General features: G+C 60.1%; 11 protein-coding genes. 6 read left to right on the top strand and 5 right to left on the bottom strand.

Annotated elements, in window-relative coordinates; all coding sequences use genetic code 11:
- Positions 1–15 precede the first annotated feature (15 nt).
- Positions 16–1,605, top strand: coding sequence for a glutamine-hydrolyzing GMP synthase (gene guaA / locus MHJ63_RS06660; protein ID WP_420876141.1), 1,590 nt, complete (start codon positions 16–18; stop codon positions 1,603–1,605).
- 171 nt (positions 1,606–1,776) lie between these two features.
- Entirely contained in the window at positions 1,777–5,724 is a 3,948-nt protein-coding gene (locus MHJ63_RS06655) for a DUF4011 domain-containing protein (RefSeq protein WP_239446612.1), read from the top strand.
- A gap of 292 nt (positions 5,725–6,016) precedes the next feature.
- Here MHJ63_RS06655 and cpaB read toward each other — a convergent pair whose 3' ends face one another.
- Together cpaB and MHJ63_RS06645 are read right to left on the bottom strand one after the other, a co-directional pair.
- Complete coding sequence (cpaB, locus tag MHJ63_RS06650) at positions 6,017–6,754, bottom strand: Flp pilus assembly protein CpaB (protein ID WP_239446604.1); 738 nt, start codon at positions 6,752–6,754, stop codon at positions 6,017–6,019.
- 170 nt (positions 6,755–6,924) lie between these two features.
- Positions 6,925–7,506, bottom strand: a complete 582-nt coding sequence (locus tag MHJ63_RS06645; protein ID WP_239446603.1) for a 5-formyltetrahydrofolate cyclo-ligase — start codon at positions 7,504–7,506, stop codon at positions 6,925–6,927.
- A gap of 203 nt (positions 7,507–7,709) precedes the next feature.
- Between MHJ63_RS06645 and MHJ63_RS06640 the strand changes: the two genes are divergently transcribed.
- Entirely contained in the window at positions 7,710–8,687 is a 978-nt protein-coding gene (locus MHJ63_RS06640; protein WP_239446594.1) for a UbiA family prenyltransferase, read from the top strand.
- 112 nt (positions 8,688–8,799) lie between these two features.
- Complete coding sequence (locus MHJ63_RS06635) at positions 8,800–10,029, top strand: pyridoxal phosphate-dependent aminotransferase (RefSeq protein WP_239446592.1); 1,230 nt, start codon at positions 8,800–8,802, stop codon at positions 10,027–10,029.
- 9 nt (positions 10,030–10,038) lie between these two features.
- Here MHJ63_RS06635 and MHJ63_RS06630 read toward each other — a convergent pair whose 3' ends face one another.
- Together MHJ63_RS06630 and xseA are read right to left on the bottom strand one after the other, a co-directional pair.
- On the bottom strand, positions 10,039–10,317 hold the full coding sequence (locus tag MHJ63_RS06630) for an exodeoxyribonuclease VII small subunit (protein WP_035754326.1): 279 nt from the start codon (positions 10,315–10,317) through the stop codon (positions 10,039–10,041).
- 34 nt (positions 10,318–10,351) lie between these two features.
- Positions 10,352–11,725 (bottom strand): exodeoxyribonuclease VII large subunit, encoded by a 1,374-nt coding sequence (gene xseA / locus MHJ63_RS06625; protein WP_083285525.1) that lies wholly within the window; start codon positions 11,723–11,725, stop codon positions 10,352–10,354.
- Positions 11,726–11,851: 126 nt separating this feature from the next.
- Between xseA and MHJ63_RS06620 the strand changes: the two genes are divergently transcribed.
- Both MHJ63_RS06620 and MHJ63_RS06615 read left to right on the top strand, forming a co-directional pair.
- Entirely contained in the window at positions 11,852–12,751 is a 900-nt protein-coding gene (locus MHJ63_RS06620) for a hypothetical protein (RefSeq protein WP_239446590.1), read from the top strand.
- A 3-nt stretch (positions 12,752–12,754) separates the two neighbouring features.
- Entirely contained in the window at positions 12,755–13,840 is a 1,086-nt protein-coding gene (locus MHJ63_RS06615; protein WP_239446588.1) for a 4-hydroxy-3-methylbut-2-enyl diphosphate reductase, read from the top strand.
- Between the two features lie 80 nt (positions 13,841–13,920).
- Here the strand turns inward: MHJ63_RS06615 and MHJ63_RS06610 are convergent, their stop codons facing one another.
- The gene (locus tag MHJ63_RS06610; protein ID WP_239446587.1) at positions 13,921–15,132 is read right to left on the bottom strand and encodes a DNA recombination protein RmuC; all 1,212 of its coding nucleotides are present in this window, start codon (positions 15,130–15,132) and stop codon (positions 13,921–13,923) included.
- Positions 15,133–15,252 lie beyond the last annotated feature (120 nt).

Genomic DNA, 15,252 nt, shown 5'->3' with positions numbered 1-15,252 from the left:
TAAACGCGATAGGCTTTGAACGTGACTTCTGCAGTAAATCCCCCGCATCCGCGCCCGGTGCTCGTGATCGATTATGGGGCCCAGTATGCGCAGCTGATTGCTCGGCGTGTACGTGAGGCTAACGTGTATTCGGAAGTTGTTCCGCACACGTTTTCGACCGAGCAGATCCTGGCGAAGAACCCTGTTGCCCTGATCTTGTCCGGTGGTCCGTCTTCGGTGTATGCCGATGGCGCGCCGAAGGTTCCTGAGGGCTTGTTTGAGACCGGTTTGCCAACCTTGGGTATTTGTTATGGCTTCCAGGCGATGGCGAACGCTTTGGGCGGCACGGTTTCGCACACCAACCAGCGCGAGTATGGCTCGACCGCCGTTGCTTCGAAGGGTGAGACGTGCACGCTCTTTGATGGCTTGCCGGATGCGCAGATCGCGTGGATGAGCCACGGGGACGCCGTGACCGAGGCGCCTGAGGGGTTCGCAGTTCTGGCGTCCACGGAGCGCACACCGGTGGCTGCTTTCGCTGACGAGGACCGCAAACTTTACGGTGTCCAGTGGCATCCAGAGGTCCAGCATTCCACGCACGGTCAGCAGCTTTTGAAGAACTTCTTGTACGAATCGGCTGGCTTGAGCCCGGACTGGACTGCGCAGTCTGTGGTCGAGGATCAGGTTGCCCGGATCCGCGAACAGATCGGCACCAAGCGCGCTATCTGTGGTTTGTCCGGTGGCGTTGATTCCGCGGTTGCTGCGGCTTTGGTTCAGCGCGCTGTGGGGGATCAGCTCACGTGCGTGTATGTTGACCACGGTTTGATGCGTGCTGGTGAATCGGAAGCGATCGAGCAGGCGTTCGGTAAGGCTCACGGTGGGGCCGTGCTGAAGGTTGTTGACGCTTCCGAGGTGTTCTTGGACAAACTCAAGGGTGTTGCTGACCCGGAGACCAAACGCAAGATCATCGGTGAGCAGTTCATCCGCACGTTTGAGCGTGCCCAGGCGGAGATTATCGCTGAGTCTGAGGGTGAGGACGTCGCGTTCTTGGTCCAGGGCACGCTGTACCCGGACGTTGTTGAATCCGGTGGCGGCGAAGGTGCTGCCAACATCAAGAGCCACCACAACGTGGGCGGTTTGCCGGAAGACCTTGAATTTGAGCTGGTTGAGCCGCTGCGTGAACTGTTCAAGGATGAGGTCCGTGCGGTAGGTACTGAGCTTGGTTTGCCGGATGAGATTGTTCACCGTCAACCGTTCCCCGGTCCAGGTCTTGGTATCCGCATCATTGGTGCGGTGGATAAGCAGCGTCTGGATCTGTTGCGGGAGGCCGATGCGATTGTCCGTGAGGAGATGACGAACGCCGGCCTGGATCGTGAAGTGTGGCAGATGCCGGTCGTGCTGCTCGCGGATGTTCGTTCGGTGGGTGTCCAGGGGGATAGCCGCACGTACGGCCACCCGATTGTGTTGCGTCCTGTCACGAGTGAGGACGCGATGACAGCGGACTGGGCGCGCCTGCCGTATGAGCTGATCGCGAAGATCTCTAACCGCATCACGAACGAGGTCGATGGGGTCAACCGCGTGGTGGTCGACGTGACTTCGAAGCCACCGGGAACTATCGAATGGGAGTAATCCTCGCCTGAGAAGCCCCCACCGGGCGGGTTGTGGGCCCGCTTGTTGGGGTTGTGAGCGTTTCGCCGCGGCAACCACATGTGTTGTAGATGCATGTGTTTGCCGCGGCGTTGCGCGTTCTGCTGGCTCGCGTGAACTACCGTGGAGTATTGACGTGCCATGGAGGATGGAGTGAGTAATCAGGTGAGCGTACAGCAGACCCCCGAGACTCGTTTTCGTGACTGGGTTCAGTCGTTGAGTGGTTCGGCTGGTACGGATTCGCTGTTGCGTTTTGTTCCCACGGAGAAGAACGCGGTTGAGCTGACGCATGCCCACCGCTCTGGTTTGGCGCAGTTTCTCACGGGTCGCCGCACCCGCTTGTCCACGCTTTTGCGTGACCCGGTCCAGTACAAGCAAGCGCGTTCCACGGTGCGGGCTATAGCTACGCGTGTGCGTGAAATTTCTGAGTCCCGAGGCGTTGACGTGGGTTATGTTGCGGCTGGTTTGGTCACGTGGCGTACGCTGCGTTCGGGCCGCACAGAGTATTACTCCTCGCCGCTGATGCTGGGCCGTGTTTCGTTGCAGCGCCGTGACGGTGTTGACGATGAAGAATTGCAGCTGATGGGCCGTGCGGTGCCCAATGAAACTCTTCTGCGGTTTCTGAATACGTCCTACGGACTTGATATCCATCCTGATGATGTGTTGAACGCCGGGTACAGGACCGCGCGTTTCAACCCAACAGGGCCGGTAAACCTGTTGCGTGACATCGCGGCGAAAGCCAACACGAACATCGTGATTGAAGACCGCGTGTGCGTTTCGACGATCGCGACCGCTAGCGATCCGGTGGACCCATCTGTTGTTTCGGTGAACCACCCGATCATCGCGGCTCTGCTTGATGAGTTCGCCCCTGTCGATGAGGACGCGGGCGCCTCGTACGATTTGGCAACGAAGGTCGCTGACATTCAGGAGGCTGATACCGGGTATCACGAGGTTGTTTCTGACCAGCACGAGGGGATTGCTCCCCAGCTGGCGCAGAGCCTCGTGGATGATGTCCTGACCCCGGGCGCTGATGATCGGGACCCAGCTGATGAGCTTCTGGTTACCGACGTGGATGACGACGCCTACGCGGTCTTGGACGCGGTGTCTAAGGGTAAGTCGGTCACGGTGAGTGCGCCTCCGGGTTCGGAACGCATCAACTTGGCTGTCAACGCTGCGGCACGTTTGGCGGCTGACGGTAAACGAGTTCTGATCGTTGCTGAGCGGGAGTCCACGATCCAGCAGGTCACGGAGAGGTTCGCCCGCGTGAGCCTTGACACGACGCTGGTGAAGCTTGACCGTAACGCCGATCCGGAAGTGCTGCGTGAACGGCTCACGGACGCGATCTTGCGTAACGAACGCACGCACGGAGCTGATTCTTCGGCGAACGATTCCGTGGCTCGCGCTTACCGGGGCGATCTGGTGGAGCATATCCGTTCGTTGCATTCGGTGCGTTCGCGGTGGGGCGCCTCCCCGTTGGACGCGATGCAGGAGCTTGCGCGTTTGTCTTCCGGTGAGAACGCGCCGGCAACCACCGTGCGTTTGAAGCGCTCGGTTTTGGACGCGATGCCGGACAGGGCGCCGGTGGTCGAGCAGTTGCAGCGTGTGGCCGAGCTGGGTGGCTTCTCTCAAGAGTCGCTGGATAGCCCCTGGTATGGCTCGCGGCTGCGTAACCGTGGGGAGGCCGAGGCGGCGGTTGCTTTGGTCAATGAGCTTGCGGATTCGGTCCCGGACTTGTGTGAGACTCTTGAGAACACCGCGGCTTCGACGCGGATCAAGCCTGTTGAGTCTTTCGCTCAGTGGGGCGATACGTTGCGTCTTTTGGTTGCGGTGCGGCGTAGTTTGGACCTGTTCGAACCGGATATTTTCGATAAACCGGTCGATGACTTGATCGCTGCAACAGCGCCTTCGCAGTGGCGCCGTGAACGCGGCGTTGAGATGTCTGCGATGACCCGTTCTCGTCTGCGTCGCGTCGCTAAGGAATACGTGCGCCCTGGCGTGCACATCGATGACTTGCATACGGCGCTGACACAGGTGCGTGAGCAACGGGTTGAGTGGGAGAGCCTTGCCACTGACAACCGGTACCCTTCGATCCCGGCGGGGCTTGAGCGGGTTCTTCAGACGTTCCGCAACGTGTTGAGTAGCTTGAACCAGTTGCAGTCGGTGCTGCCTGATCACGAGGCTCGGCTGGATTCCCTTCCCACGGATGCGTTGCAGCAGCGATTGGCGTTGCTGCAAGAGAAGAAGTCTGACCTGGAAACCTTGCCGGAGCGGACACTGTTGATGGAGACGTTGCGCGAGAAGGGGCTGGGTGAGCTCCTGGATGATTTCGCGCAACGCCATGTGAAGTTTGATGCTCTGGAGCAAGAAGTTGAGCTTGCGTGGTGGCAGTCGGTCCTGGAAGCGATGATTTCCGGAGACGACTATCTGGCGTTGCAGAGCTCCGAGGAGCTGGAGAAGATCCGCGAGGAGTTCGAGCGCGCGGATGCTCTCCATATTGTTCAGGGTGCGGATCGGGTGGCTGCGGCACTCGCGTACCGGTGGAAGGCTGCGATCGCTGATCACCGGGTCGGTGCCCGCGATATGCGTGCGTTGCTGAAGGTGGGGGATCCGACCCCGCAGCAACTTGCGGCACTCGCTCCGGCGGTTGTGGGTTCGGCGACCCCTGTCTGGGTGGGGGCTCCGCTGTATTTGCCGACCGTTTTGCCGCGCTGGTCGCGTTTCGATGCCGCGATCTTGCTTGATGCGGAGTCGCTGGCGCTTGAGTCTTCGTTGACGACCATCAGCCGCGTTGATCAGGTTTTGGCGATCGGTGATCCGAACACGGGTGTGCCGCTGCGGTTGAACGTCGAAGTTGATAAGCCTCTCAACGCAGGCAGGGGAGAAGACACCCCGTTGAGCGCGTTCGAGGCTTTGAACCGGGTGACGTTGCGCCGTAGTTTGAGACGCAATAATCGTGTTCTGGATGAGCGTTTCATCGAGACGTTGAGCGCTCAATACGAGCAAGGAATGAAGGCTTATCCAACTCCGGCTACCGCCGAGTCCAGTGTTGAGCTGATCCGGATTGAACATCCGCACGCCCCAGCGGGCCGCGGCACCGTGACCTCGACCCCGACTGAGGTAGAGAAGGTTGTTCGGCTGGTGTTTGAGCAACTCACTCAGCATCCTCACCGTTCCCTTGCCGTGATCGCCGGTACCGCCGAGCATGCCCAGCAGTTGGCTCGTGGGATCAGCAATGCGCTTCCGCATCATCCGAACGCGATGCCCGCTTTCCAGCGGCGGTATGAGCCGTTTATTGTGACCTCGGCTGACCGTGTTGATGGTTTGCGGCGCGATAGCGTGATTTTCTCGTTGGGTTTCGCTAACAGCCCGCAGGGGCGCCAGCCTCAGCATTTTGGTGAGCTGAATAGCCGTAACGGTTTGCGGTATGTGATGACGAGCGTTTCGGCTGCACGTTCGCGACTGTATCTGGTGTGTGCTCTGCCGCTTGAGGAGCTTGAAGAGCGCATGGTTGTGGCCCACAGCGGCCCGCTCGAAGACAAGACCCCGGCGCGTTCCGGGATGGAGCTGTTGACTCGCTTGATGCGCTCGGTTGAAGAGCCGCGCACATACCAACTGTTGCGGCCTGCCTTCAAGACCGCTACCCAGACCGAAACGCCAACGCTCGCGGCAAGCTGGGAACAGCATTCTGCCGATGAGGTCCAGGGGCAGCAGTGGCATGTGGGTGCGTTGATGGCGGACTTGTCTCAACGGCTCCAGGCCTATGACCTCATCGTGATCCAGCACCCTGGTTTCGGCGTGGACATGGCGGTGTATGGGCCGGTGTGGCTCAAGACTGCGCCGCTTGCGATCAGCGTGGATTCCTCCCCGGAGTATGCGCAACAGTCGGTGCGTAGCCGCACACGTATTGTCCCCGAAGCGCTTGAGAACCGTGGGTGGAAGCCGGTCCAGCTGTGGACCATCGACGTGTTCAAAGACCCCGATGCGGTGGCTCGCGACATCGCCTCGCAACTCGGTGTTGACGTGCCTGGAGTTGAGGTTCCTGAGGTTCACATTCCTTGGCAGGAATCGGACGAGCCGGGCTCGGACGGGCAGGAATCGTGACAGCTCGGCGCCGTAGAGTCGCGGTAGTCCCGCCCACACGGTTGGGTGGGAAACCGGCCGACCTTGTGGGGTCCTGGGATGCTGACCTACCCGCTGATCCCGCGCAACGTAAGGGAGTTTCTCACGTCGTGGCGCCTTCGCAACGTAGCCAGGACGAAGACCCTCAACCTGGGGACGCGGCGTTGTTAGCGGAGATGCCTCCGCACTGGAGTCAGAAGCGAACCTAGACTCGGCGTGCCTGACCCGGGCGCGCTTGGCACCCTCGATGCACCCGTATATCACTCCGTTCACGTCAGTCGCCCTTCCCTCCTGGACGGCGAATGACCAACGTGACACTTCCGCGCTGATGCGCCGCCGAAACCACCGGGGCTTGATCTTCTTTGACCTCCAGCACCACAATCGCTCCCTCGGAGTCCTGTTTACCCAAAGGGAGCCAATCGGCAGCGGTATCCGGTGAACCCGCCCACAAGACCTTGGCGCGTGCTGCGATCACCTCGGTGTGCACATCGCCCACTTCATCTGCACGCGTCAACACAACATCAACTTGATCCCCACGCCTCAAGAAGCCCGCGGAGACCGTGTGCGACAGCGAGACACCCACAGCAGCATGCCCAGGGGAGACCTCACGCAACATCTCAGAGCCAGCAATCGCCGCCTCGTGCAACGGCACCCCAGCAGGCCAATCCACCGTAAGCGACTGCCCCTCAATCACAGACGCTTGCGTCAACGCCCCCTCCGGTGCAGAACCCAGCAGTTCCACGGTTGTTAGATCCCCGGAAGTCAGCGCTTTCCCTGCCGCAACATCATGAGCCGGCGCAACAACACTGACCCGCTGCGGCGCGTGATCCGACACAATGCTCAATCCAAGCCCAACAAAGCCGAAAGCGCTCGCCGCGGCCACGAGCCGCCGATGCGAATGCCACCACTCCGCCGGCGTGCGGCGGGGCTTAGCTAGGCGCCCCGCAGAGGTGCGTGGGGTGTGGGTTCGCGAGCCAGACTGCGGTGACCGATGGTTTGAAATCAGCTTCATGCACACCAGCCTGGCCGCCACCGCTAGCCAGGGTAGGTGTGGCGCCGAAAATGTGGATGAAGCCCCGGGGTGCATGTGGTGTGAATACTGGAACAGTAGAAACACAGGAACCGGTACGGGAAACGGTTGGGTACCGGGAGCGTGAATTCGGCTGGGTTCGCCGCAATGGGTCAGCGGCCCAGCTGGTGAAGGCCTTCCGGGGTCCAGGCGTAGTTGGCCACCGCGTCCCACGGCTCGGCGGGTACATCGCCAGCCGGATACAGCTCGTCCTCGAACACAGCAGCGATCAAGACTGAGCCTTGTGGGAGGGTTTCAACGAAACGGTCATAGAATCCTCCGCCCTGCCCCAGCCGTACGCCTGCGGCATCAACGGCTAAGGCGGGCAATATGACCAGCATTGGATGCCGGGGGAGTGTCAGTTCCTTCCCGCCGGCAGGTTCCGGCACAGGTGCGACCGTTCCCGTCGTGATGGGGAGGTCCGGCGCCCAACGCACCCAGCTCATGCGAGCGCCTGGCAGGCTGCGAGGAACCGCAACACAAGCGCCTGCATCGTATAACTCGCGCATGGCGAGGGAGACATCTGGTTCGGTATCAGCTGCAATGTAGGCGAGGACCACTGGCGCTGTTCCGCCCGGCGTTACGCACCGAGCAAGCCGCAACACGTCTGGGGCATGGGCCGCAAAACCGGAGGCTGCTGACCGCCTAGCTTCGCCGCCGCGTAGGCGACGCGCAGAGCGGATCAGTGATCGCATCACCCTTTTGCTGTGTTTTTTCACAGGAAAGCTCCGGGAACATCTTGGGACAATAGTTTGTCGCCAAACTTGCGGAATTGCACTTACATTGCTGTAGTTTAGTAACAACACACCGGGAGAACTCCCGTGTTCTTGTGTTCTATGTCGTTAGCGTTATTTGAGAAAAGCTTTTCGACCTATCTTCAATCTACCGAGGAGGGCGCATGACCGCAGATGCACAGCGCTCGCAAGGACGCCTCAAGATCCGTTGGGGACGATTTAGCGCAGCACTGATTGGTGCCCTAGCTTTGGTGGGCGCGCCAGTTTTCGTGGGGCTCGCCGCACTGACGCCGATGAGCTGGTGGTGGCCGCTCGTCTGCTTCCTGATCGCTTTCGGAACGTTGATCACGTTACGTACGTGGGCTGTTCAGGAGCGCCGTCAAGAAGCGTGGAAGCGCGCAGCGAAACAGGTTGCCGCGCAGCACGAGCAGGGTAAACCTGCGCAGAACTCGGATGCCGCGATCAAGGCTGAGTCTTCGGAAGATAAGAAACAATCCACCGAGCAGAATACGTCCGATGCGTCCAAAACGGACGTAGAAAGCTCCGCATCCGCCGCAGGCACAGAGAACACGTCAGCCCAGCGCGGAACAGCCGCGCCTGAGCAACACAGCAACACTGAACATGGCAACAAGACTGAACAGGGTAGTGACGCTCAGGGGCAGTCTGCTACTGGTTCAGATGCCGAGAAAAGCGCGGAACAGGACGTAGTTGAGGAACCGGCGCCGAAAGTATCCGCCTCGGAAGTTCCGTTCGATTTCGTCGCTGACACTGAGGCGTTGCGTAAAGCTGAGGCTGAAAAGGCGGCGGCAGAAGCTGCTGCCGCCGCTGAGGATGAACTAGACGCTGATGCCGATACCGAGGCAGAAGCCGACGCCGAGACCGAAGAAGGCTCGGAGGAAGCACAGCGCGTGGCTGAAGCGACTAAGGCCGGTAAAGGCTGGGTTCCGCACAAGGTTCCGGCCCCTGGCTACGCGTCTAAGCCTGAGGCTCACCGCGAGAAGGCCGAACCGTTCCAGGCGGAGGAAGAGAAGAAGCCTGAAGAGGTTACCTCGATCCGTAAGTCTGAGCGTGAACGTGCTGAGCGTGAACGTCTCCAGGAAGCGCTGGACTTGGACGGCATCATGAGTCGCCGCAGGGCATAAAGCAGAGCACGCACGCGTGGGTTATTCCGGTGTGTGACATATCGGGGTAATCTTTGAGAGGCGTCGATCACGTTCGTGATCGGCGTCTTTTTCTTCATGATTGGATGGAAGAATGTCGGAAATCAAACAGTCAGCCAAGCTCAACAATGTTCTCTACGACATTCGCGGGCCTGTGCTTAAGGAAGCGCAACGCATCGAAGAGCAGGGCAACCGGGTCCTGAAACTGAACATCGGCAACCCCGCGCCGTTCGGTTTTGAAGCGCCCGATGCGGTGTTGGTTGACATGATCCGCAACCTTCCGCACGCGCAAGGCTACTCGGATTCTAAGGGCATTTTGTCGGCCCGCACCGCTGTGAGCCAGTACTACCAGACCAAAGGTATCCAGAGCATCGGAGTGGATGACATCTACCTCGGCAACGGTGTCTCTGAACTGATCCAGGTGAGCCTCAACGCGTTGCTGAATCAGGGTGACGAGGTCCTGATCCCGGCCCCTGACTATCCGTTGTGGACCGCCGCGACCTCGCTGGCGGGTGGTAAGCCCATCCACTACATGTGCGTCGAGGATGAAGGGTGGCTGCCGGACCTCGAGGACATGGCGAACAAGATCACCCCACGCACCAAGGGCATCGTGGTGATCAACCCGAACAACCCGACCGGTGCTGTCTATCCAAAGCACACCCTTGAGGGTATTTTGGAGCTTGCCCGCAAGCATGGACTCGTGGTTTTCGCGGACGAGATCTACGAGAAGATCACCTATGACGGCGCCCAGATGCATAACATGGCGTCGCTGTCTGATGACGTCGTGACGTTGTCATTCTCTGGGCTTTCGAAGGCCTACCGCGTGTGTGGCTACCGGTCCGGTTGGATGGCTATTTCTGGCCCTAAACACACCGCCTCCGACTACATCGAGGGCCTCGACCTGCTCGCGAACATGCGTTTGTGCGCCAACGTTCCAGCGCAGCACGCGATCCAGACCGCGTTGGGCGGTTACCAGTCGATCAATGACCTGATTCTGCCCGGTGGCCGCCTCTTGGATCAGCGCGATGTGGCTTATCACCGTTTGAAAGCGATCCCGGGTGTCTCCGTTCAGCAGGCCAGCGGTTCGCTGTATCTGTTCCCTCGTCTTGACCCGGAGGTCTACCCGATCAAGGATGACGAACAGTTCGCGCTGGACCTGTTGCGGCAGCAACGCATCCTGGTCACGCAGGGCACCGGTTTCAATTGGCCGAACCCGGACCACTTCCGGCTCGTGTTCTTGCCGGGCGTGAACCTGCTCAACGAGGCTCTAGACCGGATCGAGGAATACCTCGAAGGCCTACGCGAGCGCGGCATACGTTTCTAAGTACAGGCTTTAGGCGCCGGTTGTTCCATCTTCGGATGGGGCAGCCGGCGCCGCTGTTTCTTCCTGTTCCTCCCGGCGGGCTTTAGCGGCATCGAGTTTCGCTTGCGCGCCGTCGAGCCATGCTTGGCAGCGTTGGGCGAGCTGTTCGCCGCGTTCCCACAGTTCGAGGGATTCCTCAAGCGTTGCGCCGCCGGCTTCAAGCCGCTGCACGACGTTGATGAGCTCGGCTCGTGCCTGTTCATAGGACAACGTGGAGACGTCTGGGCGTTCGGTTGGGTTTTCCGTCATGTGGTGACCTCACATCGGTTGTAGTTGGTTTGGGTTAGTCCTGTGTATCGGCAGAAGCGATCCGTGCGCCTGCGGAAGTGAGCAGAAGTGTCCCATCGCTGAGCCTTGCGGTGAGTTCGCTACCTTCGGGAGCTTGCTCGGTGTGCATGATGACACGCCCGGTGGTGCTGTCTTGGAGCACTGAGTAGCCGCGCTCGAGTGTCTTCTGCGGGGAGAGCGAACGGACCCGGTCGAGTAAGTGCGTTACTTCTTGACGCGAATGGGTGAGTGCGGTGCGCATCGAGACTTCGAGGCGGCCCTCCCACTGACTCAGCTCGGTACGGCGTTCCTCGACCATCCGTTCAGGCTGTTTGAGCACGGGGCGGGAACGGCGGTCCTCGAGGTCGGTGCGGGCACGGGCCAGCATTGTGTTCATCGCCGCGTTGATGCGCGTGAGCCCTTCAAGGATGGTCGCTTTCTCTACCGCGACGTCCGGGATGATGCGTTTGGCGGCATCCGTGGGGGTTGATGCGCGCAGGTCTGCGACGTCATCGAGGATGGGGCGGTCGTTCTCGTGCCCGATCGCGGAAACCACGGGGGTCTGGGCGGAAGCGACGGCTCGGATGATGCGTTCATCGCTGAAACCGAGGAGGTCTTCGAGTGAGCCGCCGCCGCGCGCGATCACGATGACGTCCACCTGCGGGTCTGCATCGAGGTCTTCAAGCGCTGCGAGCACTTCGGGCACGTTGCGGGTGCCTTGGACCGCGACGTGCCGGACCTCGAACGCGACGGCCGGCCAACGCAGCTCAGCGTTGCGTAGCACGTCCTTCTCCGCATCGGAGTGTGCGCCTGTGATCAGACCGATGCGTTGCGGAAGGAACGGGATCGGTTTCTTACGGTCGGGATCGAACAGGCCCTCTGCGGCGAGTGAGCGACGGAGCTTTTCAAGCCGGAGCAAGAGCTCGCCTTCGCCCACGGGCTTCATGTCGGTGACCCGCATCGATAGGCGGCCGGTCTTGAGCCAGAAGTTCGGCTTGATGCGTGCCACGACACGCTGCCCAACGTCGGGCCGGGTTTCCAGCGAACGTGCGACGTCACCCCAGATCGCAAGCGATAGGGACGCTTCCTCTTCGAGGTCACGCATGGTCGCGAAGACAGAACCGCGCCTGTGGTTGACCTCGATCAGTTGGCCTTCGACCCACGTATTGGAGACACGTTCGATGTGGGTTTTAAGGTTGTGCGCAAAGTAGCTGAGCGGCCACGGATTTTCGTCAGTGGTTTCCGCGGCGGTGGGTGCCAAGGTGCGCTGCGGGTCGGGGGTGGGCACGGCTTCGGTATGTGGAAGCTGCAGCGCCGCGTCGGGTGCTTGAGGCCCACCAGGTGCTTGAGGATCACCGGATGGTTGAGGCGCATCGGGTGTTTCGGTCATGCCCGTGTGTTTCCTTCCCGTTGGTGCATACACACCATTAGACCTGATTATGAGGGGGTTCGGCTAAGCATGTGGATAGGATCTTGTTTATCCACACCGTAGAACCCTGAGATGGGATGTTGAACTGTGCGTAATGTTTTGGCTGTCTTCCTTGCGGCGGTAGCTGCCGTGTGCGGTGCTTTCGCGTGGGCCGGTTTCCGGGTCGATGGGTTCTTAGGGCATCCGGACGAGATCAAGCAGTTGTACGGGCCGGTGATTGATGATCCGCAGGTGCGTGAACGGTTGACGAAGAACGCGAACGAGACACTGTTCCAGAACATTAACGTGCAAAACTCTGAGCTGGAACGGCTGCTTGAAGAACCGTTGGGCAAGGTTGTCAATACGGTTTTGGATACTCCGGAGGCACACAGTGCGTGGCTGCAAAGCCTGGATGAGTCCCGTGCAGCCTATGTTGATCAGGTGCGTTCGGGGCATGCTTCCGCTGGTGATATTCCGTTGATTCTGGATCCGTTTGCGAAGCAAGTGAATCGCAAGGTTGAGCAGGCGCTGGATCAGTCGACGGAACAGGTCCCGGGTCTGCGTTCGGTGATCCCTAAGTCTGGCGCTGTGTTCGGGGATCAGTGGCGCATGCGGTTCAGTATTACGGAGCAGATCCCGATTTCAGCGGTCGGGATCCCGATGTTGACGATGCAGGTGCAGCAGTCCGCGCATTGGGAAGTATACGCGGTGGTTTCTGCCGCATCGTTCATTCTTGCGTTGCTGATTGCGAGGCGCCGAGCGGTACCGTTCGTGGCGGCCGGGGTTGTAGCGTTGGCGTTCGGTGCAGTGGTTTTGGGGCTGACGGGCATGTTGGATACCTCTGCTCGCGTGGTTTCGGAGCCGTTGGCGCGTCCGTTCATTCTGGGTATTAGGGACGTTGCGTCTTCGATTGGTTTGCCCGTGACGGCGGCCGGCGGTGGGCTGCTTGTGTTGGGGCTGATTGGTTTGGCGGTGGGCCGTGCTCGGCGGCGGTCGGTAGAATACTGAAGTATGTCGAGTGCTGCTGTTTCTTTGGGGTTACCTCCGGTTCCGCGTGTGCGTCGTTCTCGTGAAGAGGTTGAGGCTGCGGCTGAGGTGAGTGGGCCTAAGCGTGTGCTTTTGGCTGATCCGCGTGGTTATTGCGCGGGTGTTGACCGTGCGGTGATCACGGTTGAGAAGGCTTTGGAACATTTTGGCCCGCCGATCTATGTGCGTAAGCAGATCGTGCATAACCGCCACGTTGTTGAGACGTTGGAGGAACGCGGCGCGATCTTCGTGGAGGAGACCGACGAGGTGCCTGAGGGCGCGATGGTGATTTTCTCTGCGCATGGTGTTTCCCCTGCTGTGCACGAGGAAGCGGCACAGAGGAATTTGCGCACGATTGATGCGACGTGCCCTTTGGTGACGAAGGTTCACCGTGAGGCGGTGCGTTTCGCGAAGGCTGGTCAAGAGATTCTCTTGATTGGTCATGATGGACACGAAGAGGTTGAGGGCACCTACGGTGAGGCGCCTGAGGTGACCACGATCGTGAACGACGTTGAGGAGGCCCGTACGGTTCAGGTGAAGAACCCTGATTCGGTGCGGTGGCTGTCTCAGACAACGTTGTCGGTTGACGAGACGATGGAGATCGTGGAGATTCTGCGTGAGCGTTTCCCTAATCTTCAGGACCCGCCATCGGACGATATTTGTTATGCGACCACGAACCGGCAGTCTGCCATTAAGGAGTTGGCGCCGCGCGCTGATTTGGTGATTGTGGTTGGGTCGACGAACTCGTCGAACTCGGTCCGGCTGGTTGAGGTCGCGTTGCAGTATGGCGCTAAGCGTGCGGAGTTGGTGGATTTTGCGCGTGAAGTGGATGAGTCCTGGTTTGAGGGCGTTGCCACGGTAGGCGTTTCTTCGGGTGCTTCTGTTCCTGATGTCTTGGTTCAGGAGGTTCTTGATCTTCTGGCTGAGTACGGTTATGGCGTTGTTGAGCCGGTTGTGACGGCGGAGGAGGACATCTTGTTCTCGCTGCCGAAGGAGCTTCGCGTGAAGTTGCGTGAGGACGGCGACGATTCCCGCGTGCTAGGTGGCCGCGGCGCACGCCCAACCACATAGCCTTTGCACCACAAGGGCTAGACATTGTTATGCGGGGCCAGGCGCTCTAGCCGGTCACGTGCTGGGCTAGCTGTCTTGCTCTAGTCGGCGATGTGCGGGGTCGGGTTGGCACTGGCGTCGAGGGCGGCGAGGTTGTTTTCGGCGTTGGTTGGCCCGATGGCTGGGTCGAGTTCTTGGATGCGCCGCAGGCTCGGTAGTAGCCGTACGTTCATGGAGCTGAGGATCCGGTTGTAGCTTTCAACGCTGTGGTTGAGGGCTTTGCCGTGTTCGTTGAAATGCCCGAGGACGATCCCGATGCGTTCGTGCAGTGTTTTCGCTTCCTTGTAGAGGGCGTTGGCGTTGTCGGTGAGTTGGTGTTGACGCCATGACACGGCGAGCCCTTTGAGGATCGCAAGCAACGTGTTGGGGGATGCGAGCACAACGTTGTTCGCGAACGCGGTGTCGAGTAGTTGCGGCCGGGCATCGAGGGCACGCGACAGCATCGATTCGGCGGGCACGAAGCACACGACGACATCTGGGCTACCCTCGAGCACGGTCTGGTAGGAGCGTTTGCTGAGCTCTTTGATGCGGTCTTCGAGCACTTTGGCCGTGGTGAGCTCGTATTCGCGTTGGTCACTGAAGGTTTCGGCGTCTGGGAATGGAGCTTTAGCGTCCACGGCGATGTTGCCGTTGCCTGGCAGGTGCACCACCATGTCTGGCCTGCCGCCTGGTGTTTCGTCGCGGGAGCGGACGGAGGCTTGTTCCGTGAAGTCGACGTGGCGAGTCATCCCGGCTAGTTCGACGATGCGGCGCAGCTGAATCTCGCCCCACGAGCCGCGTTTGGAGGTGTCCTTGAGCGCCCCGGCGAGCGCTGTGGTTGTGGTGAGCAGTTTCTGATCGTGCTCTATCAGGTGGCGTAGCTGTTCTTGGAGGGTTGCGTCGTGCCGGTTGCGTTGCTTTTCCATGCTGTTGACGGTGATCCCGAGCTCGTGGAGCTTGGTCGTCATGGGTGCCAGCGTGCGCAGGATCTGGTTCTCGGTGTTCTCCTGCTCGGCCTTCTGCGCTTCGTACTCAGCTTGGGTGCGTTCTAGAACGTCGGCTCGCCCGAGTGCTCCCGCGGCCTCTGCGCGGGCACGGGATTCGGCTTCATGTGCTTGTTCGAGCCCGGAGCGCAACTGATCCACGGTGGAGCGTAACCGCTCGATCTCGCCTCGCTCCGCGGAACCCGGGCCCCAACGAAGTGCGGCGAACGCGCCAAGAACAAGTCCGATAATGAGCGCGAGAACCGCCAAAAGAATTGAAATAGCCTCCATGCCTCTAGCTTCTCAAGACCCCCTGACAGTTTGAAACGCGGCACAGGTTTTTGCGGAAACGTGGCATGAGCTTTCCTGCAATGCAGCGGTGGTTCCCTCCATTTAGAGGGAACCACCGCA

It is taken from the genome of Pseudoglutamicibacter albus (assembly GCF_022346425.1).
GTDB classification, from domain to species: domain Bacteria; phylum Actinomycetota; class Actinomycetes; order Actinomycetales; family Micrococcaceae; genus Pseudoglutamicibacter; species Pseudoglutamicibacter albus.
Note: the sequence above shows the minus strand (reverse complement) of the source record. Positions and strands in the feature narration are given on the sequence as shown.

What these genes read in the sequence shown, in the direction of transcription:
- cpaB (WP_239446604.1), bottom strand. Translation starts at nt 6,754, where the DNA reads ATGAAGCTGATTTCAAACCATCGGTCACCGCAGTCTGGCTCGCGAACC.
- MHJ63_RS06645 (WP_239446603.1), bottom strand. Translation starts at nt 7,506, where the DNA reads ATGCGATCACTGATCCGCTCTGCGCGTCGCCTACGCGGCGGCGAAGCT.
- MHJ63_RS06640 (WP_239446594.1), top strand. Translation starts at nt 7,710, where the DNA reads ATGACCGCAGATGCACAGCGCTCGCAAGGACGCCTCAAGATCCGTTGG.
- MHJ63_RS06635 (WP_239446592.1), top strand. Translation starts at nt 8,800, where the DNA reads ATGTCGGAAATCAAACAGTCAGCCAAGCTCAACAATGTTCTCTACGAC.
- MHJ63_RS06630 (WP_035754326.1), bottom strand. Translation starts at nt 10,317, where the DNA reads ATGACGGAAAACCCAACCGAACGCCCAGACGTCTCCACGTTGTCCTAT.
- xseA (WP_083285525.1), bottom strand. Translation starts at nt 11,725, where the DNA reads ATGACCGAAACACCCGATGCGCCTCAACCATCCGGTGATCCTCAAGCA.
- MHJ63_RS06615 (WP_239446588.1), top strand. Translation starts at nt 12,755, where the DNA reads ATGTCGAGTGCTGCTGTTTCTTTGGGGTTACCTCCGGTTCCGCGTGTG.
- MHJ63_RS06610 (WP_239446587.1), bottom strand. Translation starts at nt 15,132, where the DNA reads ATGGAGGCTATTTCAATTCTTTTGGCGGTTCTCGCGCTCATTATCGGA.